This is a genomic window from Streptomyces sp. T39 (assembly GCF_008042045.1).
Classification (GTDB): Bacteria; Actinomycetota; Actinomycetes; order Streptomycetales; family Streptomycetaceae; genus Streptomyces.
In genome coordinates this window covers 1,504,266-1,528,605 of sequence record NZ_RDBP01000012.1, presented here as the reverse complement: position 1 = coordinate 1,528,605, position 24,340 = coordinate 1,504,266, and the positions used below count along the sequence as shown (strand labels likewise).

The following is a 24,340-nucleotide window of genomic DNA, read 5'->3' as shown; positions in this document are numbered from 1 at the left end:
CGGGCGCCCCGTCGCGCTCCCGACCACTCCGCGGCCTCGCGGAGCACGGCCTAGCCGTACATCCGGCGCATGGCGAAGTCGACCATCTGCTCCACGGCCTTCGCGTCGAAGACCATGCGGTGATCGCCCTCCATGTCGAGCACGAAGCCGTACCCCGTCGGCAGCAGGTCGATCACCTCGGCGCCGGTGATGACGAAGTACTTCGACTCCTTGCCCGCGTACCTGCGCAGCTCCTTGAGCGAGGTGAACATCGGGATCACCGGCTGCTGGGTGTTGTGCAGCGCCAGGAAGCCGGGGTTGTCCCCGCGAGGGCAGTAGACCTTCGACGTGGCGAAGATCTGCTGGAAGTCCTCGGCCGACATCGCCCCGGTGGTGAAGGCGCGCACCGCGTCCGCGAGGGACGGCGGCGACGGTTCCGGATACAGCGGCTGCTGCCCGTAGGAGGGCTGCTGCGGCACGTACTGCTGCTGCTGGGCGCCCGGGGTCTGGTCGTAGCCGTACATGCCCGCAAGAGTAACGAGTCACAGTTGTCCCGATCGGGGTTGCATCTTATTACCGACGGGTAGCATCATCGTAGCTACTTACTGGTACGTGGACGATCAGTCCCACTTCCGAGTCTTACGGAGCCGTCGCCATGGGGCACTACAAGTCGAATCTCCGCGACATCGAGTTCAACCTCTTCGAGGTCCTCGGGCGCGACAAGCTGTACGGCACCGGCCCGTTCGCGGAGATGGACGTCGACACCGCCAAGTCGATCCTGGAGGAGATCGCCCGGCTCGCGGAGAACGAGCTGGCCGAGTCCTTCGCCGACGCCGACCGCAACCCTCCGGTCTTCGACCCCGCCACCAACACCGCGCCCGTCCCCGCGAGCTTCAAGAAGAGCTACGAAGCCTTCATGGACTCCGAGTACTGGCGCCTCGGCCTGCCCGAGGAGATCGGCGGCACCACCTCGCCGCGCTCCCTGATCTGGGCCTACGCGGAGCTGCTGCTCGGCTCGAACCCGGCCATCTGGATGTACTCCTCCGGCCCCGCGTTCGCCGGCATCCTCTTCGAGGAGGGCAACGAGGCGCAGAAGAAGGTCGCGCAGATCGCGGTCGACAAGCGCTGGGGCTCCACCATGGTCCTCACCGAGCCGGACGCCGGCTCGGACGTGGGCGCCGGCCGTACCAAGGCCGTGCAGCAGGAGGACGGCTCCTGGCACATCGAGGGCGTCAAGCGCTTCATCACCTCCGGTGAGCACGACATGGAGGAGAACATCCTCCACTACGTCCTCGCCCGTCCCGAGGGCGCCGGTCCGGGCACCAAGGGCCTGTCCCTCTTCCTCGTGCCGAAGTACCACTTCGACTGGGAGACCGGCGAGCTGGGCGAGCGCAACGGCGTCTACGCGACCAACGTCGAGCACAAGATGGGCCTCAAGGCCTCCAACACCTGCGAGATGACCTTCGGCGACCAGCACCCCGCCAAGGGCTGGCTGATCGGCGACAAGCACGACGGCATCCGCCAGATGTTCATGATCATCGAGTTCGCCCGGATGATGGTCGGCACGAAGGCCATCGCCACCCTGTCCACCGGCTACCTGAACGCGCTGGAGTACGCCAAGGAGCGCGTCCAGGGCCAGGACCTGGTGAACTTCGCCGACAAGTCCGCCCCCAAGGTCACCATCACCCACCACCCCGACGTGCGCCGCTCCCTGATGACGCAGAAGGCCTACGCCGAGGGCATGCGCGCCCTGGTGCTCTACACGGCCGCCGTCCAGGACGAGATCGCCGTCAAGGAGGCGTCCGGCGAGGACGCCAAGTCCCTCGTCGCCCTCAACGACCTGCTCCTGCCCATCGTCAAGGGCTACGGCTCCGAGCGGTCGTACGAGCAGCTCGCCCAGTCCCTGCAGACCTTCGGCGGCTCCGGCTACCTGCAGGAGTACCCGATCGAGCAGTACATCCGCGACGCCAAGATCGACACCCTCTACGAGGGCACCACGGCCATCCAGGGCCAGGACTACTTCTTCCGCAAGATCGTGCGCGACCAGGGCCAGGCCCTGAACACGCTCTCCGAGGAGATCAAGAAGTTCCTGGCCGTCGGCACCGGCGGCGAGGAGCTCTCCGGCGCCCGCGACGCCCTGGCGAAGGCCGCCGTCGACCTGGAGGCGATCGTCGGCACGATGACGAACGACCTCATCGCCACCGGCGAGGACGTCAAGAGCATCTACAAGGTCGGCCTCAACACCACCCGCCTGCTGATGGCCTCCGGCGACGTCGTCGTCGGCTACCTGCTGCTGCGCGGCGCCGCCGTGGCCGCCGAGAAGCTGGAGACGGCCGCCGCCAAGGACGTGCCGTTCTACCAGGGCAAGATCGCGGCCGCGAAGTTCTTCGCCGCCAACGTCCTGCCCGGCGTCTCCGTCGAGCGCGCGCTCGCCGAGACGGTCGACGGCTCGCTCATGGACCTCGACGAGGCCGCGTTCTAGGCTCTGCGGTACACAGGCACCAGGCCGCCGCCCGAACCCTCGGGCGGCGGCCCTGTCATGTCAACCGCCCGCCGCGGCCCACCGGCCGCCGACCAGGTGCGGCGCAGCGGCAACCGCCGTGCGCGCGGCCCCTCGTTAAGGTGAACATCATGAGCAGCGAACCCGCCCCCACCCCGCCGGCGAGCACCACCCCGTTCGACCGCGGCCACACCGACGACCTGATGTCGTTCCTCGCCGCATCGCCGACGCCCTACCACGCGGTCGCCGAGGCCGCCGGGCGACTGGAGAAGGCGGGCTTCCGCCAGGTGCTGGAGACGGATGCCTGGGACGGCACCGCAGGCGGCCGCTACGTGGTGCGCGGCGGGGCCCTGATCGCCTGGTACGTGCCCGAGGGAGCCGCTGCGCACACCCCGTTCCGTATCGTCGGAGCCCACACCGACTCCCCCAACCTGCACGTCAAGCCGCTGCCCGACACCGGCTCCCACGGCTGGCGCCAGATCGCCGTCGAGATCTACGGCGGCACGCTCCTCAACACGTGGCTCGACCGCGACCTCGGCCTCGCCGGGCGGCTGACCCTGCGCGACGGCACCCACCGGCTGGTGAACGTCGACCGTCCGCTGCTGCGCGTCCCGCAGCTCGCCGTCCACCTCGACCGCTCCGTCAACACCGACGGGCTCAAGCTCGACCGCCAGCGCCACATGCAGCCGATCTGGGGCCTCGGCGATGTGCAGGAGGGCGACCTGATCGCCTTCCTGGAGGAGGAGGCGGGCATCGCCGAGGGCGAGGTCACCGGCTGGGACCTGATGGTCCACCCCGTCGAGCCGCCCGCCTACCTCGGCCGCGACCGCGAACTGCTGGCCGGGCCGCGGATGGACAACCTGCTCTCCGTGCACGCCGGCACCGCGGCCCTCGCCGCCGTCGCCGGCTGGACGGACCTGCCGTACATCCCGGTGCTCGCCGCCTTCGACCACGAGGAGAACGGCTCCCAGTCGGACACCGGCGCCGACGGGCCGCTGCTCGGCTCGGTGCTCGAACGCTCGGTCCACAGCCGCGGCGGCAGCCTGGAGGACCGCGCCCGCGCCTACGCCGGCACGGTCTGCCTCTCCTCCGACACCGGCCACGCCGTGCACCCCAACTACGCCGAGCGCCACGACCCGACCCACCACCCGCGCGCCAACGGCGGCCCGATCCTCAAGGTCAACGTCAACCAGCGCTACGCCACCGACGGCTCCGGCCGGGCCGTGTTCGCGGCCGCCTGCGAGAAGGCCGGCGTGCCGTGGCAGACGTTCGTCTCCAACAACGCCATGCCCTGCGGCACCACCATCGGCCCCATCACGGCGGCCCGGCACGGCATCCACACCGTGGACATCGGCGTGCCCATCCTGTCCATGCACAGCGCCCGCGAACTCTGCGGCGCCGACGACCCCTTCCTGCTGGCGAACGCCCTGGTCGCCTTCCTGGAGGGCTGAGCCCGCGCCCGCCCCGTGCCACCGGGCATCCGACCGGCGCACGAGATGTTGCCGCCGTGCCCCTGCCGCCCGACCCTGAGCGGCAGGGGGACGACGGCGACGACGCCAACGGATGCGGAGCGGGTGCGATGAGGATGATGCTGCGGGCCGTCATGGACACGGCCAAGACCAACGAGACCATCAGGACGGGCCGCGCCCAGGAGCTGTGGGCCTCGATCCTCGGCCACCTGAAGCCCGAGGCCGCCTACTTCAGCCCGCACGACGGCTGCCGCGCCTGCGTCATCGTCTTCGACATGCAGGACAGCACCACCCTGCCCGTCCTGGTGGAGCCGTTCTTCCAGGAGTTCGGCGCCCGCGTCGAGATCGCGCCGTGCATGGACAGGGACGACCTCATGAAGGGCCTCGCCCAGGTGGCCGGCGGCCACTGACAGCGCACGCACGACACGGCGGCGCCCCCGGATCCCTCCGGGGGCGCCGCCGTGTCGCCGGCGCGACCCGCCGTCCGGCGGGTCAGTCCTGCTGCTCGTCCATCCCCGCCAGCACCAGCGGCAGCCGGGCCGCGCCGTCCGGCGTCACACGGACCGGGACGCCCCAGTCCTGCTGGTGCACATGGCAGGCCGGGTACTCGTTCGCCGGGTCGTCGTCGCAGGACGCCGCCATCGCGGAGACGTGCAGCACGCCCTCGGCCACCTCCGGGTCGATCTCCAGCTCCCGGGACAGATCCGTCCCCGCCCCCTCGCCCGACCGCAGCAGCTCGGGCGGCGTGGACGACACCAGCAGCCGCGTCGACGGCCCGTACCGGGTGTCCAGCTTCTGTCCGGCGGGCGCCTGGAACACCACGTCCAGCCGCAGCGTGCCCGGTCCCACATCGGTGGCCGCCCGCCGCGTGCGGTGCGCCACCGCCTCCACACGCACCGCCTCCTCCGGAAGCCTCAGCCGCGTCAGCCGGTGCCGCGCCGACTCCACGACCACGATCTCGTCACCGTCCAGCACCGCGCCGCTCGGCTCGCGCAGGTCGGTGGCGAGCGTCGTGACCTCCCCGGACGCCGGATCGAAGCGCCGCAGCGCGTGGTTGTAGGTGTCGCTGATCGCCACCGACCCGTCGGGCAGCGCCGTCACGCCCAGCGGGTGCTGGAGCAGGGCCTGCCCGGCCTCGCCGTCGCGGTGCCCGAAGTCGAACAGCCCGGTGCCGACAGCGGTGCGCACCACACCCTCGGTGTCGATCCAGCGCACCGAGCTGGTCTCGGAGTCGGCGATCCACAGCCGCTCACCGGCCGCGGCGAGCCCGGACGGCTGCGCGAACCACGCCTCGGCCGCCGGTCCGTCGACCAGCCCCTCGTTCGTCGTACCGGCCGCGACCTGGACGGTCCCCTCCTCGGGGTCGTACGTCCACAGCTGGTGCACACCCGCCATCGCGATCCACAGCCGGTCGTTCCACCAGGCCACGTCCCAGGGCGACGACAGCGAGACCTCGGTGGCCGGGCCCGACGTCGGCGAACCCTGCCACCACTGCTCGCCCGTGCCCGCGAGCAGCTCGATCGCACCGGTCCGCGGGTCGTACGCCTTCAGCTGGTGGTGCACGGTGTCCGCGACCGCCACCCGGCCGTCGGGCAGCAGCGCCAGGCCCTGCGGCTCGTTGAACCGGCCGTCGCCGCCGATGCGCCGCACCACGCTCTCCCCGTCCGCCGCCAGCTCGACCAGCTCGTGCCGGGTCGAGTCGGACACCAGGAAGTTCCCGGTCGGCAGCCGGAGCGCCTTGCCGGGGAAACGGAGATCGGTCGCCGCCGGCTCCGGAGCCACGTACGGGCCGTCCCCGCGCCGCAGGGTGCCCTTGGCCTCGTGCTCGGCCTCCAGCTCCTCGACGAGCCGCTCGATCGCGTGCGCATGGCCCTCGCCCGCGTGCTGGGCGACGACGTACCCCTCGGGGTCGATGACGACCAGCGTCGGCCAGGCGCGCACGGCGTACTGCTTCCAGGTGGCGAGCTCGGGGTCGTCCAGCACCGGGTGGTGCACCTGGTAGCGCTCGACCGCGTCGACGACGGCCTCGTGCTCCGCCTCGTGCACGAACTTCGGCGAGTGCACACCGATGATCACGACGGTGTCCCGGTGCTTCTCCTCCAGCTCCCTGAGCTCGTCGAGGACGTGCAGGCAGTTGATGCAGCAGAACGTCCAGAAATCGAGGATCGTGATCCGTCCTCGCAGGTCGGCGAGGGTGAGTTCCTTGCCCCCTGTGTTCAGCCAGCCGCCCTTGCCGATCAGCTCGGGGCCGGAGGCGGTCGACGAGGTGCTGGAGCGCCTGCACGAGCAGCGCTTCCACGCGTACGCGGTGGCCGACCGGGTGCGGGAGCTGCCGGTGCTGCTGGAGCTCTTCCGGTGGGGGGCGCTGCTCATGCTCGGTCTGCTGGTCGTCGCGGCCGCCGTCACGACCGTCGCCTTGGAGAACCCCCGCGTCTGCAGAAACCGCTCGGCCCCCACCCCTTCCCGCGCCGCGGCCCACTTCGCCACCAGCGGGGTGGCCGCGTAGGCGGCGTTCGGCCCGTCGATCTGCCAGGCCGGGTCGTACAGCCCGACGACGGTGATGCGATCGGTGACGCCGGTGCCGCGGTTCTCGCCGATGCGCTGGACGTAGCCGACGGACACGGTCCGGCCGAGCAGGCCGGACAGGTCCTGCCCGTCGCCGACGGCCGGGAGGACGACCTCGTCGCCCTCCAGCGGGAAGACCTCGGGCCGCACCCGCTCCAGCAGCGGCGGTGGCACGGATACACGTGCCGAGGTCGCATGGAGCAGGAACGGCGGCAGGCTCTCGTCGGGCCCGCTGTCGAAGGACGCCTGCACGACCGGTTCCACGGACCGGACACCGGACAGAGCCGCCACCGCGGTGAGGGTGGCCGGCGTCAGCCGCTTGGTCGCCGAGTCGTCGGTGCGCGGCTCCAGATCGATCTGCTGGAGGCTCGTCCCGGAGGACAGTGTCGCCTCGGCAGCCCGCTCGGCACCGCGGACGACGGTGGCGGCGGCCAGCGAGAGCGTGCCGCACAGCGCGAGGGCCAGTACCGAGGCGGACGAACGCCGGGCGAAGCGGCGTGCGTTCAGCAGTCCGTGGTGCAGCGGTTTCATGTGGCGGCCCTCCGGGGCTCGGTGCGCTCCGCGTCCTCGGCGCACACTCCGTCCGCCATGCGCAGCACCCGGCCGGCGCGGGCGGCCACGTCGCCGCTGTGGGTCACCAGCAGCACGGCGCAGCCGCTGCCGGCCGCGCCCCGGGTGAGTACGTCGAGCACGTCCGACTCGGTCTCGGCGTCCAGGTTGCCGGTCGGTTCGTCGGCGAGCACGACGGCGGGCTCGTTGACCAGCGCCCGCGCGATGGCGACACGCTGCTGCTCACCGGCGGACAGCTGGTGCGGCCGGTGCCGCAGCCGGTGTCCGAGCCCGACGTCGCCCAGCAGCCGCGCCGCCCGCTCGGCGCCGCCCCGCAGCCCGGAGCGATGGGCCATGGCGACGTTCTCCTCGGCGGTGAACTGGGGCAGCAGGTTGAACGCCTGGAACACGAAGCCGATCCGGTCGCGGCGCAGCGCGGACAGCTCGGCGTCCCCCAGCCCTGCCGTGTCCCGGCCCTCGACCAGCACCGTGCCCGCGTCGGGTGTCGCCAGCAGGCCCAGTGCCATGAGCAGACTCGTCTTCCCGCTGCCCGACCGCCCGACCAGCGCGACCGTCTCGCCGGCCGCGACCCCGAGCGACACGTCCCGTACGGCGGCGACGGGCCCGTTCGGGCCGTGATGGGTCAGGCAGAGCCGATGGGCTCTCAGTACGGCTTCCACGCTCGTCCTCACGGGGTCCGGGTGATCGCGGGCATGGCACCTTCGAGCAACGCGCTGATCCGGTAGGCCGCCCGCGTGCCCGGTACCCCGCACTCGTCGTCCTTCGCACTGTCCCGGTAGAACGCCGAAGCCCCGGGACAGTCCCGCCGCTTCTCCAACAGCGCGGTGATGCGCTCAGCGTCCTCGTGCGTGGGGGTCCATCCGAGGGCGCTGGCTGCGCTCAGTGCCTCGGCACCTTCCCGCACGGTGCCTGCCTGCAGGCGTTCCTCGGCCTCCGCGACCAACTCCGCCGGACGAGGCCGTACGGCCGGGAAATCGTCGAGGCGCCCGGTGCGGTGCAAGCTGTTGATCAGAAGGCTTCGGGCATAGCGGTACTCGGGGCGGTCAGGTTCCCAACTCCGCACGTCCGCGTGCGGCACCGCCTCGTCCAGGCCGACGAGGATGTCGGTGAACCTGTTCCAGACGTCGACGTTGCGCACATCGACGGTTCGTGGAGCACCCGCCGTGACGTCGGCAACGATCCTTCGACGCTCCCGGGCCGACACCGGACCACCCACACTGTCCATGAGCGAAAGCCATGCCCCGCGGAGCAGCGGATCGTACGTACCGAGGACGGTGGGTTTCATCTTGGTGAGTGCGGCCCGCAGTTCGGGATCGTCAATGGGCAGCCCGACGACCATGCGAAGTCTGACCACCTCGTACGCGGATGTCAGCGAGCCATGACGTACCTGTACCGACGACACCACGCCGGTGGGGAGCCGACGCTTACTGATTCGCTGAACCAGCGGATCAAGACGTTCGGCGGACCCCTTCAGGGATGTCCAGGCCCTCGCGGTGAGCGCACTGACCTGGGTATCGGTGGACACCGGCTCGTCGGGAGAGAGAACGGCCTCCCAATGGCGCCTTTGCTCAGTCAGATCCCAGCCCAGGCGGTTCGCGAGCAGGATGTAGTACGCCGCTTCGATGGTGTCCTCCTCATCGGCGGACGCGTCCAACAACCGGCCCTCGGCGCGCCACCATTGCCTGGCCCCCTCGGCGACATTCGTCGGCGGGGCCACACCGATCGCCTCGGCGATGTACTCCAAGTGGTAGAGCTGGACGGGTCGCCGTGGCGCAGTGTTGCCGACCTGTGCCAGCCACTGCCTGATGGCGGCGCGTTGGTGCGCCGTCAATTCGACACCGAACTGCGCCAGGCCGGCCAAAGCGCTGGACGTGTCGTTCAGCCGCGTCGACAAACTGTCGGATTCGGACGCAGGATCGCGGAAGAACCCCTGGGGGGAGAATCGCTGCAACAGCGCTTGACGGTCTTCTTCCCTGTGCAGCCTCTTGCCTGTCGCCGCCTCAATCTGCGAAATCCATACAGCCGAGCTGAATGGCTCCTCGCTCATTTCATCGGCGAACGCTCTGTGCAGGGATTCGACGGTCAGAGAGATAGAGGGCGCCTCTCCGTCAGCGGCCTTCAATGCAGTCAGCCCGTGCGCCGATTCGTACAATCCCGGTTTCGCGGCAGAACCCATGGAAACGGTGTACAGACCGTCATCGGACCGGAGATCTTCGATCTGAAGCACGAGATTGCGCTGCTGCGCGGAAAGCGGAACTTCGTGGTCGTCGCCACCCGAGAGGTCGAGAACGTTCCCGAAGAGACGCAGCCCGAAAAGGGAGGCGGCCAACCCGCCCGCAACGGCCACCGCGATCAGTCGTGAACGGGGCCTCGAACCTCTGCTCATGTCAGTTCCGTTCGCTCAGCCGGCGCAGGCGGACGCGGTCCCCTTGACGCCCAGGTACTCGTGATGGGTCGAGGCATGGGAGCAGGTCTCGATGCCCCAGACCATGGACAGGTAGCCGGAGCGCGCCTGCCCCGCGAGGTCTGCCATCCAAGCGTTCTTGTTTGTCCACTCGAACGAGTGAGTGCCGGCACTCCCACTGCCGGTAACACCGGTGCCACTGCCGCCGATGGATACGGATCCGCCCCGGCCCGTGATCTGGGCGACGTTCTTGACCCAGGTCATCTTCTGGCGCTTCGAACCCTTGTAGACCTTGGCCGACGTCTTCCAGTCACATGCCTTCGCCCAGAGATTGCACTCCCAGGCGTTCGCCTGCAGGCTGATTCCACGGCCGATGGAGCGCTTCGAACTGTCACTGATGGCGTCAGCCGGCCCTGCACCCACCGAGAACAGGAAAAGCGCTGCTGCTCCCAGAGAAACGCTGAACTTCTTCATTTCCACCCCGACGGAAAGAGTTGCGGTCGGGAGCAGACTGTAGCGGCGGCGCAAACCCACAGCTCGGGGAAGCTGATACGACTAGATATCGCCGCAACGTTCCTTCACGCCCGCGAGTCCCCGCGGCGCATGATCGATACATCCAGGTCGCAGCACGGGCTGCGCACCCTCGGGAAACGTTCCTCGATCACACACCCCACCCCCACCCATCTTCACCTCTTCGGGTAACACGCACGCTCCCCCACCCCCGACCGGGTATGCGACCCCCATGAAATACCTGGTACGCGACAAGATCTTCGCCATCGGTGACGACTACTGGATCGAGGACGAGCACGGCCGGCACGCGTTTCTCGTCGACGGGAAGGCGCTGCGGCTGCGGGACACGCTGGAGCTGAAGGACCCCAGCGGGTACGTGCTGGTGACGCTGCGGCAGAAATTGTTCAGCCTGCGCGGGGCGATGACCGTCGAGCAGGAGGGGAAGGCGCTGGCGACCATCCGGCGCAAGCGGCTGTCCCTGCTGCGGAACCACTTCCGGGTCACGCTCGCCGAGGGAACCGAGCTCGATGTGAGCGGGCGGATCCTGGACCGGGAGTTCGTCGTGGAGTACGACGGCGAACTCCTGGCCCACGTCTCGCGGCGGTGGCTGACGCTCCGGGACACCTACGGGGTGGACGTGGTCCGGGAGGACGCCGACGCCGCGCTGCTCATCGCGATCGCGGTCTGCGTGATCAGGATGGCGGAGCGGGAGCGCGACGAGGAGGACTGAGCCCCCGGCCTCAGTCCCGCAGGCGCTGCGGGACGGGCAGCCCCAGCCGCCGGTCCTTCAGCGCCGGGAAGACGTCGCGGGTGGACTCCACCTTGGCGGGGTCGAGGTCCACGGTGAGGATCTCCTCGCCGGGGCCGGCCTCCGCGAGGGTCTCGCCCCAGGGGTCGACGACGATGCTGTGCCCGGCCTGCTCGACGCCGGCGTGGGTCCCGGCGGTGCCGCAGGCGAGGACGTACGCCTGGTTCTCGACGGCGCGGGCACGGGCGAGCAGGGTCCAGTGGTCGCGGCGGCGGGCCGGCCAGCCCGCCGGGATCACGAGGGCCTTTGCCCCGGCGTCGGTCAGGCCCCGGAAGAGCTCGGGGAAGCGCAGGTCGTAGCAGGTGGCGAGGCCGAGGGTGAGGTGGCCCGGGACGGGAACGGTGACGAGGTCGCGGCCTGCGCCCATCATGACCGCCTCGCCCTTGTCGAAACCGAAGCGGTGGATCTTGCGGTAGGTGGCGGCGAGTTCGCCCGTGGGGGAGATCACGAGGGCCGTGTTGTAGAGGGTGCCGTCGGCCGTCTTCTCGACGACCGACCCGGCGTGCAGCCACACCCCGGCGTCGCGCGCCGCCTCGGCCATGGCCTCGTAGGTCGGTCCGTCCGGCGACTCGGCCTCGGCCTCGAACGCCTGGTACGCGAAGGCCCCGACGGGCCACAGCTCGGGAAGGACCACCAGGTCGGCGCCGCTCTGTCCGCGCACCAGGGAGGCGACACGACGTCTGCGGGATTCCACCGTTTCATCCGGTTCCACCGAGATCTGCACGAGGGAGGCGCGCACACTACCACCGTCCTGGCATTCAAGTCGTCAACACGGGCCTACGATCGTCACACGAAAGCACTGCCGGGGTGCCTTCCGGCAGCGTACTGTGCCTATCCGGGGGCCACCCCCGGACCCCACACAGCGCTGCCAGTCCAGTTTGCCCGCGTACGACCGCCGAGGGGTCCCGTGACCGTCCATCCCAGCCTCCAGAACTACGCCGATGCCTGGACCCACTCGGTCGAAGCGATAGCCGAGCTGGTGCAGCCACTCGTCGAGGGCGAGTGGAACCGCGCGACACCCTGCCCGGGCTGGTCGGTCCGGGACATCGTGTCGCACGTCATCGGCATGGAATGCGAGATGCTCGGCGACCCGCGCCCCATCCACTCCCTGCCGCGGGATCTCTACCACGTGCAGAGCGAGTTCGCCCGCTACATGGAGATGCAGGTCGACGTGCGCCGGCACCACACCGCGCCCGAGATGACCTCCGAGCTGGAGTACGTGCTGATCCGCCGGGCGCGCCAGCTCCGGAACGAGAGCCGCACGCCGGACACGCTGGTCCGCGCCCCGCTGGGCACCGAGCAGACGCTGGAAGTCGCCTACCGCAAGCGGGCGTTCGACACCTGGGTGCACGAGCAGGACCTGCGGGTGGCGCTGAACGCGCCGGGCAACCTCGACTCGCCGGGCGCCTACGTCGCCCGTGACTTCCTGATCGAGGCGCTGCCGAAGGTGGTCGCCAAGGACGCGGGCGCCCCCGCGCAGTCGGCCGTCGTCTTCGACGTGAGCGGTCCCGTCGAGTTCCTGCGGACGGTCCGGGTGGACGCGGACGGCCGGGGCTCGGTGGACGGGTCGCCGTCGCTGGGTCCGCTGGTGTCGCTGGCCACGGACTGGGAGACGTTCTACCGGCTCGCGTGCGGCCGGGTGAGGCCCGCCGCGGTGGCGGACCGGGTGAAGGCGGACGGGGACACGGATCTGGCCGAGGCGATCCTGCGGGTGCTGGCGGTCACCCCGTAGCACCCCGCCGTCCCGGACCTCGCGGCGCGCGAGGCCCCCGGGCGGTCACGCCGGTACGTGCACGGCCTCCACGCGGCTCGCGACCAGACGCTCCCGCTCCCGGCGCGCGGTGCGGGAGCGCAGCCGCAGGATCTGGGTGACGCCGATCGCCTGGAGGACGAAGACGGACGTGAAGGCGATGCGGTAGTTGTCGTCCGTCGCGTCCAGCAGGACGCCCACGGCGAGCAGCGTGGTCATCGAGGCGACGAAGCCGCCCATGTTGACGATGCCGGACGCGGTGCCCTGCCGCTCGGGCGGATTGGCCGGGCGGGCGAAGTCGAAGCCGATCATCGACGCGGGGCCGCATGCCCCGAGGACCGTGCACAGGGTGATCAGCAGCCACATCGGCGCTTCGTCGCCCGGGTAGGTGATCGTCGCGGCCCACAGCAGCGCGCTCGCGCCGATCGTGCCGAGGGCCAGCGGGGCGCGGGCCGCGTGGTGCCGGGCGATGACCTGGCCGTAGACGAGGCCGACGACCATGTTGGAGGCGACCACGAGCGTCAGCAGCGCACCGGCGGTCTCCCGGGTGAGGTGCTGCGCCTCGACGAGGAACGGCATCCCCCACAGCAGCAGGAACACCATCGCGGGGAACTGGGTGGTGAAGTGCACCCACATCCCCAGCCGGGTGCCGGGTTCGCGCCAGGACGCGGCGATCTGGCGCCGCACGAAGGCGGTGCCGGCGTGGTGCACGGGCGGCGGTTCGTGGCCCTCGGGGTGGTCCTTGAGGAAGAGCACCAGCAGGACGAGGACCACCAGTCCGGCCGCGGAGCTTCCGGCGAAGGTCGCGGTCCATCCCAGCCCGTGCAGCATGCGTGCGATCAGCAGCGTGGAGACGAGGTTGCCCGCCATGCCGAACAGGGCGGCGACCTGGGCCACCAGCGGGCCCTTGCGCACCGGGAACCAGCGTGCGCCGAGTCGCAGCACGCTGATGAAGGTCATGGCGTCGCCGCAGCCGAGCAGGGCGCGGGAGGCGAGCGCCGTGCCGTAGGACGGCGACAGCGCGAAGCCCAGCTGGCCGATGGTGAAGAGCACGACGCCGAGGGTGAGGACCTTCTTGGTGCCGAGCCGGTCGACCATCAGGCCGACGGGTATCTGCATGCCCGCGTAGACGAGGAGCTGGAGGATGGAGAAGGTGGACAGGGCCGAGGCGTTGACGTCGAAGCGGTCGGCGGCGTCGAGTCCGGCGACCCCGAGCGAGGTCCGGAAGATGACGGCGACGAAGTAGACGGCGACGCCGATGCCCCAGATCGCGGCGGCGCGGCGGCCGCCGGGAGGGTCGCCGGGCAGCGACACCTCGGAGGAGGAGGCGCTCACCGGTCCTCACCCCGGACCAGGCCCTTGACCCGGCCGAGGTGCTGCCGCACACAGGCGGCCGCGCCGTCGGCGTCGCCGGCCCTGATGCGGTCGAGGATCTCGCCGTGCTCCGCGTAGTTGCGGGTCACCCGGTCGGGGAGGGCCTGCATGATGGCGACGCCCATGCGCAGCTGACGGTCGCGCAGCTGGTCGTAGAGCTTGGAGAGGATCTCGTTCCCGGCGTGGCGGACTATCTCGGCGTGGAAGCAGCGGTCGCTGACGGCGAAGGCGGCCAGATCGCCCGCGTCGAGGTGGCGGCGCTGCTCGTCGAGGAGTTCCTCGAGCCGGGCGATCAGGCGAGCGGGGGCGGGCACCGCCTTGCGGACGGCGAACTCCTCGACCAGCAGCCGGGTCTCGACCACGTCCGCGATCTCCTGCGCGGAGACGGCGAGCACCAGGGCGCCCTTCTTGGGGTAGAGCTTGATCAGCCCCTCGACCTCGAGCTTGAGCAGCGCCTCCCGCACGGGGGTGCGCGAGACGCCCACCGCGTCGGCCAGTTCGCCCTCGGTGAGGAGGGTGCCGCCCTCGTACTCGCGGTCGAGCACGGCCTGCTTGATGTGGGCGTAGACGCGCTCGGCGGCGGGTGGCTGCTTGGCGGGCCTTCCGTCTCGGCGGGGGCGGCGGCCGGGGCGGGGGCTGGAGCAGGCATGCACACAGCATAGATACAACAGACTTCAACCAGAAAGCCCCGTCCGGGATGCGGACGGGGCTTTGCGGTGCGGGCGGCCTCCCGCCGAGACGGAAGGCCGCCGGACGGTCAAGAGGCGCGAGCCTCCCGGCGTTTCACGTGAAACAGGGCATGGCGGACGTCACGCCCAGGTGATCAGCCGCTTCGGCTGCTCCAGGATCGCCGCCACATCGGCGAGGACCTTGGAGCCGAGCTCGCCGTCGACCAGCCGGTGGTCGAAGGAGAGCGCGAGCGTGGTGACCTGACGCGGCTTGACCTTGCCCTTGTGCACCCACGGCTGGAGCTTGATCGCGCCGACCGCGAGGATGGCGGACTCGCCGGGGTTGAGGATGGGCGTCCCCGTGTCGACGCCGAAGACGCCGACGTTGGTGATGGTCACCGTGCCGCCCTGCATCGCCGCCGGCGTGGTCCTGCCCTCGCGCGCGGTGGAGACCAGCTCGCCCAGCGCGGCGGCCAGTTCGGGCAGGGTCTTGTCGTGCGCGTCCTTGATGTTCGGCACGATCAGACCGCGCGGGGTGGCCGCGGCGATGCCCAGGTTGACGTAGTGCTTCTGGACGATCTCCTGGGCCGCTTCATCCCAGGAGGCGTTGATCCCCGGGTTGCGCTTGATGGCGACCAGCAGGGCCTTGGCGATCAGCAGCAGCGGGTTCACCCGCAGCCCCGCCATGTCCTTGTCGCCCTTCAGCTCCTCGACGAGCTTCATCGTGCGGGTCACGTCGAGGGTGACGAACTCGGTGACGTGCGGCGCGGTGAACGCGCTGCCGACCATCGCGGCCGCGGTCGCCTTGCGCACGCCCTTGATCGGCACACGGGTCTCGCGGGCACCGGGGACGCCGGGCTCGGCCGCCACCGACACCGGGGCGGGAGTCGACGCGGGGGCGGCCGGCGCGGGCGCCGGGGCGGCCGCCGCGTGGACGTCCTCGCGGGTGATGATCCCGTCGGGGCCGGTCGGCGTCACCGTGGCAAGGTCGATGCCCAGGTCCTTGGCGAGCTTGCGGACCGGCGGCTTGGCCAGCGGACGGGTGTCCGGCGCGGTGGTGGCGTGGCCGTTCATCTCGGCCTGGATGGCGACGGCCGCCTGCTCCGGCACGGCGGCGGTCTGCTTGCGCGGCCGGCGCTTGGTGGAGGACTCGGCGACGCCGTAGCCGACGAGCACCGGCTGGCGGCCCTTCGGCTTCTCCTCCTCCTCGGCGACGGGCGCGGGCTCCGCGGCCGCGGCGGCGGGCTCGGGGGCCGGGGCCTGTGCGGCGGGGCCCGACCCGGGCGCCACGTCGATCGTGATGATCGACGTGCCGACGTCGACGGTGGTCCCCTCCTCGAAGCGGAGTTCGTGCACGACGCCGTCGTACGGGATCGGCAGTTCGACGGCCGCCTTCGCCGTCTCGACCTCGCACACGACCTGCCCGTCGGTGACGGTGTCACCGGGCTGGACGTACCACTTGAGGATCTCGGCCTCGGTGAGTCCCTCGCCCACGTCGGGCATCTTGAACTCGCGGAAACGCAGGGAAGTGTCTGCGGTCATGGTCACGGCACCCCTCAGTACGCGAGCGAGCGGTCGACGGCGTCCAGCACCCGGTCCAGTCCCGGAAGGTACTCCTCCTCCAGGCGGGCCGGCGGGTACGGGGCGTGGAATCCGCCGACCCTGAGCACCGGGGCCTCCAGGTGGTAGAAGCAGCGCTCGGTGATGCGCGCCGCGATCTCCGCACCGGAGCCGTAGAAGACTGGGGCCTCGTGCACCACGACCAGCCGCCGGGTCTTCTCGACCGAGGTCTGGATGGTGTCGAAGTCGATCGGGGACATCGACCGGAGGTCGACGACCTCCAGGGACTTGCCCTCCTCCTGGGCCGCTGCCGCGGCCTCCAGGCAGACCTTCACCATGGGGCCGTAGGCGGCCAGCGTGAGGTCGGCGCCCTCGCGGGCGACCCGGGCCTTGTGGAGCGGTCCGGGGATGGCCTCGGTGTCCACGTCGCCCTTGTCCCAGTAGCGACGCTTCGGCTCGAAGAAGATCACCGGGTCGTCGCTCTGGATGGCCTGCTGGAGCATCCAGTAGCCGTCGGCGGCGTTGGAGGGGGAGACCACCTTGAGGCCCGCGACGTGCGCGAAGAGCGCCTCGGGGGACTCGGAGTGGTGCTCGACCGCGCCGATGCCGCCGCCGTAGGGGATACGCACGACGACGGGCAGCTTGATCTTGCCGAGCGCCCTGGCGTGCATCTTGGCGAGCTGGGTGACGATCTGGTCGTACGCCGGGAAGACGAACCCGTCGAACTGGATCTCCACCACGGGCCGGTAGCCGCGCAGCGCCAGACCGATGGCGGTGCCGACGATGCCGGACTCGGCGAGCGGGGTGTCGATGACCCGGTCCTCGCCGAAGTCCTTCTGGAGCCCGTCGGTGATACGGAAGACGCCGCCGAGCTTGCCGACGTCCTCACCCATGATCAGGACCTTGGGGTCCGTCTCCAGGGCCTTGCGCAGCGACTCGTTGAGCGCCTTGGCGAGAGGAAGCTTCTGTACGGCCATCGCTTACTTGCCCTCCTCGGCGAACGACGCCTGGTAGGCGGCGAACTCGGCGCGCTCCTCGTCGACGAGCGCGTGGCCGTCGGCGTAGATGTGGTCGAACATCGCCATGTCCTCGGGATCGGGCATGGCCCGCACGGCCTCGCGCACCCGCTTGGCGAGGGCGTCGCTCTCCTCGTCCAGTGCGGTGAAGTACGCGGCGTCGGCGTGCCCCTCGTTCTCGAGGTAGGTCCGCAGGCGCTGGATCGGGTCCTTGGCCTCCCACGCCTGCCGCTCGTCGTCGTGGCGGTACTTGGTGGGGTCGTCCGAGGTGGTGTGGGCGCCCATGCGGTAGGTGAACGCCTCGACCAGGGTCGGGCCCTCGCCGCGGCGGGCGCGCTCCAGCGCCGACCGGGTCACGGCCAGGCAGGCGAGCACGTCGTTGCCGTCGACCCGGACACCGGGGAAGCCGAAGCCCTGCGCGCGCTGGTAGAGCGGCACCCGGGTCTGCTTCTCGGTGGGCTCCGAGATCGCCCACTGGTTGTTCTGGCAGAAGAACACGACCGGGGCGTTGTAGACCGCGGAGAAGGTGAAGGACTCGGCCACGTCGCCCTGGCTGGAGGCGCCGTCCCCGAAGTACGCGATCACGGCGGAGTCCGCACCGTCCTTGGCCACGCCCATCGCGTAGCCGGTGGCGTGCAGCGTCTGCGAGCCGATGACGATCGTGTACAGGTGGAAGTTGTTGGTGTTCGGGTCCCAGCCGCCGTGGTTCACGCCGCGGAACATGCCGAGCAGGTTCGTCGGGTCCACCCCGCGGCACCAGGCCACGCCGTGCTCGCGATAGGTCGGGAAGACGTAGTCGTCGTCGCGCAGGGCGCGTCCCGAGCCGATCTGGGCGGCCTCCTGGCCGAGCAGCGAGGCCCACAGGCCGAGTTCGCCCTGGCGCTGGAGTGCGGTGGCCTCGCCGTCGAAGCGGCGGGTCAGGACCATGTCCCGGTACAGGCCGCGCAGCTCGTCCGCGCTCAGGTCGATGTCGTATTCCGGGTGCTCGACGCGGACGCCCTCGGGCGTCAGCAGCTGTACGAGCTGGGGCTCGGAACTCTGTGGCTTTCCGGCTGCGCTTGCGCGCTTGCTGCTGCGTCGCGGTTTGCGCGCGGCAGTGCTCTCCACGGTCACGTGCGTGCTCCTCCGTCGGTCCGGCCCCCGGGGTCCGCCGGTGAGGCCAGTGCGGCTCGCCCGATGTCCGGTCCGCGCACGGGGTGTGTGCGGCAGGCCGGATGTCGGGCGTGACAGGTGCCCCGGCGAACACCCTGTCATAGGCACGTTACCCAGTGGGGAGCATTACTGCGAAACCCCATTTGACCTGCGATTTTGCTTGGATTTCCAAGTAAATCCAGAGAAAGGGGAACAACCACTGGTCACAGCCCTGCGGGCCGCCGGAACAGGGGGCACGTTATATGGCGCACCCCGGGCACGGGAAGAGTCGATGTGTGAGACTGCCCGCGTGCCTGTAGAAGGAAAAATCACGGTATTTCTGGTCGACGACCACGAGGTCGTGCGTCGCGGAGTCCATGAGCTGCTCTCCGGAGAAGCCGACATCGAGGTCGTCGGCGAGGCGGGTACGGCGACAGACGCCCTGGTCAGGATCCCCGCGACCGCTCCGGACGTGGCGGTGCTCGACGTCCGGCTGCCCGACGGGAGCGGTGTGGAGGTGTGCCGCGAGATCCGTTCGCAGAACGAGAACATCGCGTGCCTGATGCTCACCTCGTTCGCCGACGACGAGGCGCTCTTCGACGCGATCATGGCGGGGGCCTCGGGCTACGTGCTCAAGGCGATCCGGGGCAACGAGCTGCTCACCGCGGTGCGCGACGTGGCCGCCGGCAGGTCCCTGCTGGACCCGGTGGCCACCGCCCGGGTCCTGGAGCGCCTGCGGGACGGCAACAAGCCCCGCGGCGAGGACCGCCTGGCCGGTCTGACCGACCAGGAGCGGCGGATCCTTGACCTGATCGGCGAGGGTCTGACGAACCGGGCCATCGGCGAGCGGCTGCATCTCGCCGAGAAGACGATCAAGAACTACGTGTCCAGCCTGCTGTCCAAGCTGGGCATGGAGCGCCGCTCGCAGGCGGCGGCCTATGTGGCGCGGCTCCAGGCGGAGCGCGAGCGCGACGGGGCCTGAAGCGGCAACGGGCCGCCGTCGGCCGGGGCCCCGGGCGCATCGGCCCAGGCACCACCGCACCGAGGCGCGTCAGCGGAGGCACCACGGCACCGGGGCGCGTCAGCGGAGGCACCACGGGCACTATCACCCGTTCGGGCGGCGCGCGGATCTCCCGGCGCACGCCGCCGGGACGCCGTCCCGGGACCTTCGGCCCGGGACAGGTCGGGTCGGGGTGCCCTTCTGCGGCCCCTTCCGGTGACGGACAGTGGACGTCATGTCCACCGACGAACGCCGTGCCATCGAGCTGCTCACCCGCGTCCGCTACGGCCGGCTGGCCACCAGCATGCGGGCGATGCCGTTCGTCGCGCCGGCCCGCCACATCGTGGCGGACGGCACCGTACTGCTGCGCATGCACGGCGGTTTCGACTACCACCACGCCTGCAACGGCAGCGTGGTGGCCTACGGGGCGGACAATCTGAACACCGGCGCGGCGGCCCTGTGGTCGGTGCAGTTCACCGGCACCGCCCGGATCGTGGAGCCGTCCGAGGAGCAGGTGCTGCGGTTCGGCGCCCGTCCGCACCGGATCGACGGTCAGGACTTCCGACCGGTCCATCTCCGCATCGACCCGCACTTCGTGACCGTGCACACCGTGGACCATCTCGAAGAGCATCCCTCGCGACACGCTGAGTGATCTATCATCTGACAGGTGCCGCGCTCATCTGTTAATGATCCGCCCCTCGTTCCGCTGCTGCGTCGCTACACGGACATCGGCGAACCGCTCTCCTGCCGTCCGGTCACCCTGGGGCTCCTGAACCGCGGTTACCGCCTCGCCACCACCCGCGGGGCGTACTTCCTCAAGCACCATCTCGACGGCGACCACGACGCCATCACCCGCCAGCACCGGGCCACCCGCCGCCTCCAGGCCGTCGGCGTTCCCGTCGCCCCGCCCGTGGAGGACTCCGGCGGATCGACCGTCGCCGTCATCGGCGGCCGCTGCTTCGCCCTCCATCCGTGGATCGACGGACGGCACCGCGACGGCGCACAGCTCACCGCCGGCCAGTCCGAGCGCCTCGGCTCGCTGCTCGGCATGGTGCACACCCTCCTCGCCCAGGTCATGGACCCCGCGGACCGGCCCGGCGGGCCGGCCCCGTACGCCAGCGCGGACCCGGAGGAGACCTTCACCCTGATCGAGTCCCTGCTGCGGCTGACCCGCGCCGCGAGACCCCGCGACTCCTTCGACACCCTCGCCGAACACCGCCTGCTGCAACGCCGCGCCCTGCTGGAGGAACATGCCGACCGGCGTCCTCCGCCCGGCCGGGCGGGCTGCTGGGTGCACGGCGACTTCCATCCGCTGAACCTGCTCTACCGGGGCGCGGAACCGGCGGCGATCGTCGACTGGGACCGGCTCGGAGTGCAGCCGCCGGCGGAGGAGGCCGTCCGGGCCGCGGCCATCTTCTTCGTCCAGCCCGCGGGGCAGCTGGATCTGCCGAAGGTGCGGGCCTATGCGCGGGCCTACCGCCGGGCGGCCGGGGCGGACGCGCAGGAGATGGCCGCCGCGGCCCACCGGGTGTGGTGGGAACGCCTCAACGACTTCTGGATACTGCGCTGGCGCTACGAGCTCGACGACCGAAGGGCCGACCCGCAGTTCCCCGCGGTGTCGGCCCTGGTGGTCTGGTGGACCCGCGAGTACGACGCGGTGCGCGACGCCTTCGCGGGCTGAGCGGCGGCCCCGCGGCCGGCCGGGTCAGCCCAGGTCCGGGTCCCCCGGGTCCCCGGCCGAGCCGCCGGGTCCGCCCACGGTGGCGCCGCCCGTGGGCCCGCCCGTCTGCGTGGGCGGGTCGGAGGGCTCCACGGGGTCGGTGGACTCGGTCGGCTCGGTCGGCTCGGTGGGCTTGGTGGCCGTGGGCTTGTCCGAGGGCGACGGGGTGATGCTGGGCGTGAACGACGGCGTGTAGGAGGGGGTGTACGAGGGCTGCTGGTCGCCGCCCGTGCCGCTGCCCGGGTCGTCGGTCGGCTCGCTGCCGTCGTCCGTCGGCTGCGGCGCGTCCTCGCTCTGCGTCGGCGTCGGGGAGACGGACGGCTTGTCCGAGGGTGTGCCGCCCGGGTCGCCTGCCCGGTCCAGCGCGAAGGCGATGCCCGCGACGACCGCGATCACCGCGAGCGCGGCCATCAGCCACACCTTGCCCCTGCCCCGCCGGCCGCCGCCGTGGTGGTTGCCGTCGTAGGCGCCGTCGTGCGGGTTGACCGGGGGCAGGATCGGGCCCTGGGAGGTCTCGCCGTGGACGGGGTGGACGGCGGTCGCGCCGGCCATCCCCGCAGGCGGCGTCCCGCCGGTGTCGTAGACGTCCACCGGACCGGTGTTCCAGACACCGGTGTGGCCGCCCTGCTGCTGGAGCATCTGGAGCGCGTACTGGACGAGCCCGCGCATCTCCTCGGCGCTCTGGAAGCGGTCGTCGGGGTCCTTCGCGAGCGAGCGCATCGCCAGACCGTCGAGTTCCGGGGGCACCGAGTGGGAGACCTCGGACGGCGGGACGGGGATGTCCTGCACGTGCTGGTAGACGACCGACAGCGGCGTCTCCCCGGTGAACGGGGGGCGCAGGGCGAGCAGTTCGTAGAGCAGGCAGCCCGTGGCGTACAGGTCGGACCGGTGGTCGACCGCCTTGCCGAGCGCCTGTTCGGGGGAGAGGTACTGCGGAGGGGACGGTCTGGCTGCCGACGACGTCCTCGCCGGAGTCGTAGACCGCGACCACCGCGTGGTGGTTGAGGCCGGCGACCGACTGCGCCTCACGCGTGAACCGGGCCTTGGACACGGGGTCCTCGGCGAGATCCGCGCGCAGCAGCTTGACCGCGACCGTACGGCCGAGACGTACGTCCTCCGCCGCGAACACCTCGGCCATGCCACCGCGGCCGAGGCGGTGGGTGAGCCGGTAGCGGCCGTCTCCGACGAGCCCGCCGATTCCCCAGTTCTCCGACGACTCCGGCACTCCGCCGCCTGCTTCGGATTCGGGTGCCATCAGTCCTCGCCGTCGTATCTGTCCGCGTGCGTACTGCGCGTCGCGGGGTGAGCCATGCCCTCGGGGTCCTGTGTCACGTCACGCTACAGCCTTCACGCGGCATGCCGGATTCGAAGGAGACCGGCCATCAAACCCGCAGACGCGCACCCCGCGCAAATTCCATGCTGTTCCTGTAACGCTTCTGGGACGGTTGCTGTGCGTACGGTCACGGAACGGGCACCCGGCTTGACGTGTCGGTGCCCTCGGGCAGACTTGGGCCGTAAATCCGGATCGGCCGCGGTCAACGCGCGCACAGGGGGATGCACGACATGAGCCACGACGGCGCACAGGGCCGCTATGCCGGCGGTTCCGTCGCAGGCGGCCGGTACCAGCTTCGCGATCTGCTCGGCGAAGGCGGTATGGCCTCGGTCTACCTGGCGTACGACAGTGCGCTGGACCGCCAGGTCGCCATCAAGACCCTCCACACGGAGCTGGGCCGCGAGCAGTCCTTCCGGGAGCGTTTCCGCCGCGAGGCTCAGGCCGTCGCCAAGCTGTCGCACACCAACATCGTCTCGGTCTTCGACACCGGCGAGGACGAGCTCGACGGCGCGCTGATGCCGTACATCGTCATGGAGTACGTGGAGGGCCGGCCGCTCGGCTCCGTCCTCGCCGAGGACATCCAGCACTACGGCGCGATGCCCGCGGACAAGGCCCTGAAGGTGACGGCCGACGTGCTGGCCGCCCTGGAGACCAGCCACGAGATGGGCCTGGTCCACCGCGACATCAAGCCCGGCAACGTGATGATGACCAAGCGCGGCGTCGTCAAGGTCATGGACTTCGGCATCGCCCGTGCCATGCAGTCCGGCGTCACCTCGATGACGCAGACCGGCATGGTCGTCGGCACSCCGCAGTACCTCGCGGGTGGCCGGCGCGGGGCAGACCGGCGCGCCCGTCATCGTCGGCGGCGCCTCCCCGGCGAACAGCGGATCCGGGGTCGGCTCGGCCGTCTTCCCGCCGCTCGACCAGACGGCACCCGGGCCGCAGAGCCTGCAGACGCCCTACCAGCCGGGTCCGTACGGGGCGCCCACGCCCGCTCCGGTCCCCGCGCCGCACTACGGGTACCCGACGCCCGCCCCGGCGTACCAGACGCCCGGTCCGGGCGTGCAGACGCCGCCGCCGTACACGATGTCCCCCGCCGCGGCCCCCTCGTCCGGAGGCAGCGGTGGCGGGAAGCGGAACATGCCGGTGATCGTGGGCTCCATCGTGGTGGCGCTGCTCGCCGTCGGCGGACTGATCACGGCGATCTCGATGAAGGGCGACGACAAGAAGGAAGCCGGGGGCAGCGGCGGCAGCGGCGACCCGACGACCGGCGAGTCGCAGCAGGCCGGGTTCAAGGGACCGGAGCGCAACCGGACGATCGACAAGACGAAGTGCTCGGACGCCTCCGAGGGCTACGACGACCCCTCCAAGGTGCAGGCTCCCGACTTCGTCTACAAGGACATCCTGTCGGTCAAGGAGTGCGCCGCGACCCAGGGCTGGAAGATCAATGTCACGGAAGTGCCCAACGCCCAGTGGGGCAAGGACATCGTGATCACCCAGTTCCCGGGCGCCGACGTGGAGGTCTCCGAGGACAACGCCACCTTCGATCTCCAGGTGTCCTCCGGCTATCCGGAGTAGTCCCGCACGGAGCAGCGCTCCTCCCGCCACGGCCCGGCACGCAGCACGCGTACCGGGCCGCTGTCGTGTGCTCCCCCGCCCCACCCGCCGTACGGAATGCCGGTTCCGCCCCACTGTGTGAGCCTTAGTCCGTTGCTCGGCTACTTTGCGTCTCGGTACGGGAGGGGCCCTCCGGTGACTCCACAGCTGCATGCGCGGTGCGCGCTGACCCTCGCCTCACTGCTGCTGCTCTCCGCACCCCTCGTCCCGGCGGCGTACGCCGAGGAGCCCGGCAGCAGCGCCCGCCCCTCGCCGAGTGCGGTGTCCCCCTCCCTCCTCCCGCGGCTCGCCGGACGCCAGGCCGGTGAGGGCCGCCCCCGCCCCGGCCGGTCGCTGCCGGCCGCACCGTCGAGCCCCGGGGAGAGC

Annotated in this window: 19 protein-coding genes and 3 pseudogenes; 10 read left to right on the top strand and 12 right to left on the bottom strand. The window is 70.9% G+C overall.

The genetic code is table 11. The annotated features are described in order from the left end of the window. Positions 1-50: 50 nt before the first annotated feature. Positions 51-503, bottom strand: coding sequence for an SseB family protein (locus EAO77_RS07860; RefSeq protein WP_147987320.1), 453 nt, complete (start codon positions 501-503; stop codon positions 51-53). A 131-nt stretch (positions 504-634) separates the two neighbouring features. Between EAO77_RS07860 and EAO77_RS07855 the strand changes: the two genes are divergently transcribed. From EAO77_RS07855 to EAO77_RS07845, 3 genes are all read left to right on the top strand, one after another. Continuing rightward, complete coding sequence (locus EAO77_RS07855; RefSeq protein ID WP_147987319.1) at positions 635-2,461, top strand: acyl-CoA dehydrogenase; 1,827 nt, start codon at positions 635-637, stop codon at positions 2,459-2,461. 149 nt (positions 2,462-2,610) lie between these two features. Beyond that, positions 2,611-3,930, top strand: a complete 1,320-nt coding sequence (locus EAO77_RS07850) for a M18 family aminopeptidase (protein ID WP_147987318.1) — start codon at positions 2,611-2,613, stop codon at positions 3,928-3,930. Positions 3,931-3,986: 56 nt separating this feature from the next. Further along, positions 3,987-4,358, top strand: coding sequence for a DUF3303 family protein (locus EAO77_RS07845; protein ID WP_261993836.1), 372 nt, complete (start codon positions 3,987-3,989; stop codon positions 4,356-4,358). A gap of 82 nt (positions 4,359-4,440) precedes the next feature. On the opposite strand, the gene EAO77_RS07840 is transcribed toward EAO77_RS07845, so the two are convergent. Genes EAO77_RS07840 through EAO77_RS07825 form a run of 4 tightly spaced genes read right to left on the bottom strand, consistent with a single transcriptional unit; the run spans position 4,441 to position 9,961 of the window. Continuing rightward, on the bottom strand, positions 4,441-7,044 hold the full coding sequence (locus EAO77_RS07840) for an NHL domain-containing thioredoxin family protein (RefSeq protein ID WP_261993835.1): 2,604 nt from the start codon (positions 7,042-7,044) through the stop codon (positions 4,441-4,443). Further along, on the bottom strand, positions 7,041-7,742 hold the full coding sequence (locus EAO77_RS07835; protein WP_147987317.1) for an ABC transporter ATP-binding protein: 702 nt from the start codon (positions 7,740-7,742) through the stop codon (positions 7,041-7,043). The genes EAO77_RS07840 and EAO77_RS07835 overlap by 4 nt, the downstream gene beginning before the upstream one ends. A gap of 8 nt (positions 7,743-7,750) precedes the next feature. Further along, positions 7,751-9,469, bottom strand: a complete 1,719-nt coding sequence (locus EAO77_RS07830) for a hypothetical protein (protein WP_147987316.1) — start codon at positions 9,467-9,469, stop codon at positions 7,751-7,753. 15 nt (positions 9,470-9,484) lie between these two features. Then, positions 9,485-9,961, bottom strand: coding sequence for a hypothetical protein (locus EAO77_RS07825; RefSeq protein ID WP_147987315.1), 477 nt, complete (start codon positions 9,959-9,961; stop codon positions 9,485-9,487). 268 nt (positions 9,962-10,229) lie between these two features. Between EAO77_RS07825 and EAO77_RS07820 the strand changes: the two genes are divergently transcribed. Next, positions 10,230-10,727 carry an LURP-one-related/scramblase family protein gene (locus tag EAO77_RS07820; protein WP_147987314.1) on the top strand — a complete coding sequence of 166 codons (498 nt, stop codon included), beginning with the start codon at positions 10,230-10,232 and terminating at the stop codon, positions 10,725-10,727. A 10-nt stretch (positions 10,728-10,737) separates the two neighbouring features. Here EAO77_RS07820 and EAO77_RS07815 read toward each other — a convergent pair whose 3' ends face one another. Further along, positions 10,738-11,544 carry a carbon-nitrogen family hydrolase gene (locus tag EAO77_RS07815; RefSeq protein WP_147987313.1) on the bottom strand — a complete coding sequence of 269 codons (807 nt, stop codon included), beginning with the start codon at positions 11,542-11,544 and terminating at the stop codon, positions 10,738-10,740. A 168-nt stretch (positions 11,545-11,712) separates the two neighbouring features. Between EAO77_RS07815 and EAO77_RS07810 the strand changes: the two genes are divergently transcribed. Then, positions 11,713-12,537, top strand: a complete 825-nt coding sequence (locus tag EAO77_RS07810; RefSeq protein ID WP_147987312.1) for a maleylpyruvate isomerase family mycothiol-dependent enzyme — start codon at positions 11,713-11,715, stop codon at positions 12,535-12,537. Between the two features lie 45 nt (positions 12,538-12,582). On the opposite strand, the gene EAO77_RS07805 is transcribed toward EAO77_RS07810, so the two are convergent. The 5 genes from EAO77_RS07805 to pdhA form a co-directional block, all read right to left on the bottom strand. Beyond that, the gene (locus tag EAO77_RS07805) at positions 12,583-13,890 is read right to left on the bottom strand and encodes an MFS transporter (protein WP_147987311.1); all 1,308 of its coding nucleotides are present in this window, start codon (positions 13,888-13,890) and stop codon (positions 12,583-12,585) included. Next, positions 13,887-14,582, bottom strand: a complete 696-nt coding sequence (locus tag EAO77_RS07800; protein WP_147987310.1) for a GntR family transcriptional regulator — start codon at positions 14,580-14,582, stop codon at positions 13,887-13,889. The genes EAO77_RS07805 and EAO77_RS07800 overlap by 4 nt, the downstream gene beginning before the upstream one ends. Positions 14,583-14,738: 156 nt before the next feature. Next, entirely contained in the window at positions 14,739-16,139 is a 1,401-nt protein-coding gene (locus EAO77_RS07795; RefSeq protein ID WP_147987309.1) for a dihydrolipoamide acetyltransferase family protein, read from the bottom strand. 14 nt (positions 16,140-16,153) lie between these two features. Next, a complete protein-coding gene (locus tag EAO77_RS07790) occupies positions 16,154-17,134 on the bottom strand; it encodes an alpha-ketoacid dehydrogenase subunit beta (RefSeq protein WP_147987308.1) in 981 nt (326 codons plus the stop codon). Positions 17,135-17,137: 3 nt separating this feature from the next. After that, positions 17,138-18,286 (bottom strand): pyruvate dehydrogenase (acetyl-transferring) E1 component subunit alpha, encoded by a 1,149-nt coding sequence (gene pdhA, locus EAO77_RS07785; RefSeq protein ID WP_147987307.1) that lies wholly within the window; start codon positions 18,284-18,286, stop codon positions 17,138-17,140. Positions 18,287-18,614: 328 nt separating this feature from the next. Here pdhA and EAO77_RS07780 point away from each other — a divergent pair, with 328 nt between their 5' ends. The 3 genes from EAO77_RS07780 to EAO77_RS07770 all read left to right on the top strand — a co-directional run bounded on the left by EAO77_RS07780 (position 18,615) and on the right by EAO77_RS07770 (position 20,985). Further along, a complete protein-coding gene (locus EAO77_RS07780) occupies positions 18,615-19,286 on the top strand; it encodes a response regulator (protein WP_147987306.1) in 672 nt (223 codons plus the stop codon). Positions 19,287-19,539: 253 nt separating this feature from the next. Then, a complete protein-coding gene (locus EAO77_RS07775) occupies positions 19,540-19,956 on the top strand; it encodes a pyridoxamine 5'-phosphate oxidase family protein (RefSeq protein ID WP_147987305.1) in 417 nt (138 codons plus the stop codon). A 15-nt stretch (positions 19,957-19,971) separates the two neighbouring features. After that, positions 19,972-20,985 carry a phosphotransferase gene (locus EAO77_RS07770; protein WP_147987304.1) on the top strand — a complete coding sequence of 338 codons (1,014 nt, stop codon included), beginning with the start codon at positions 19,972-19,974 and terminating at the stop codon, positions 20,983-20,985. Positions 20,986-21,009: 24 nt separating this feature from the next. Here EAO77_RS07770 and EAO77_RS07765 read toward each other — a convergent pair. Beyond that, positions 21,010-22,279 (bottom strand): annotated as a pseudogene (locus EAO77_RS07765) (hypothetical protein). Between the two features lie 308 nt (positions 22,280-22,587). On the opposite strand from EAO77_RS07765, the pseudogene EAO77_RS07760 reads away from it, so the two are divergent. Further along, positions 22,588-23,935 (top strand): annotated as a pseudogene (locus EAO77_RS07760) (protein kinase domain-containing protein). Between the two features lie 174 nt (positions 23,936-24,109). Further along, positions 24,110-24,340, top strand: a pseudogene (locus EAO77_RS38495) (hypothetical protein); the annotation flags it as partial.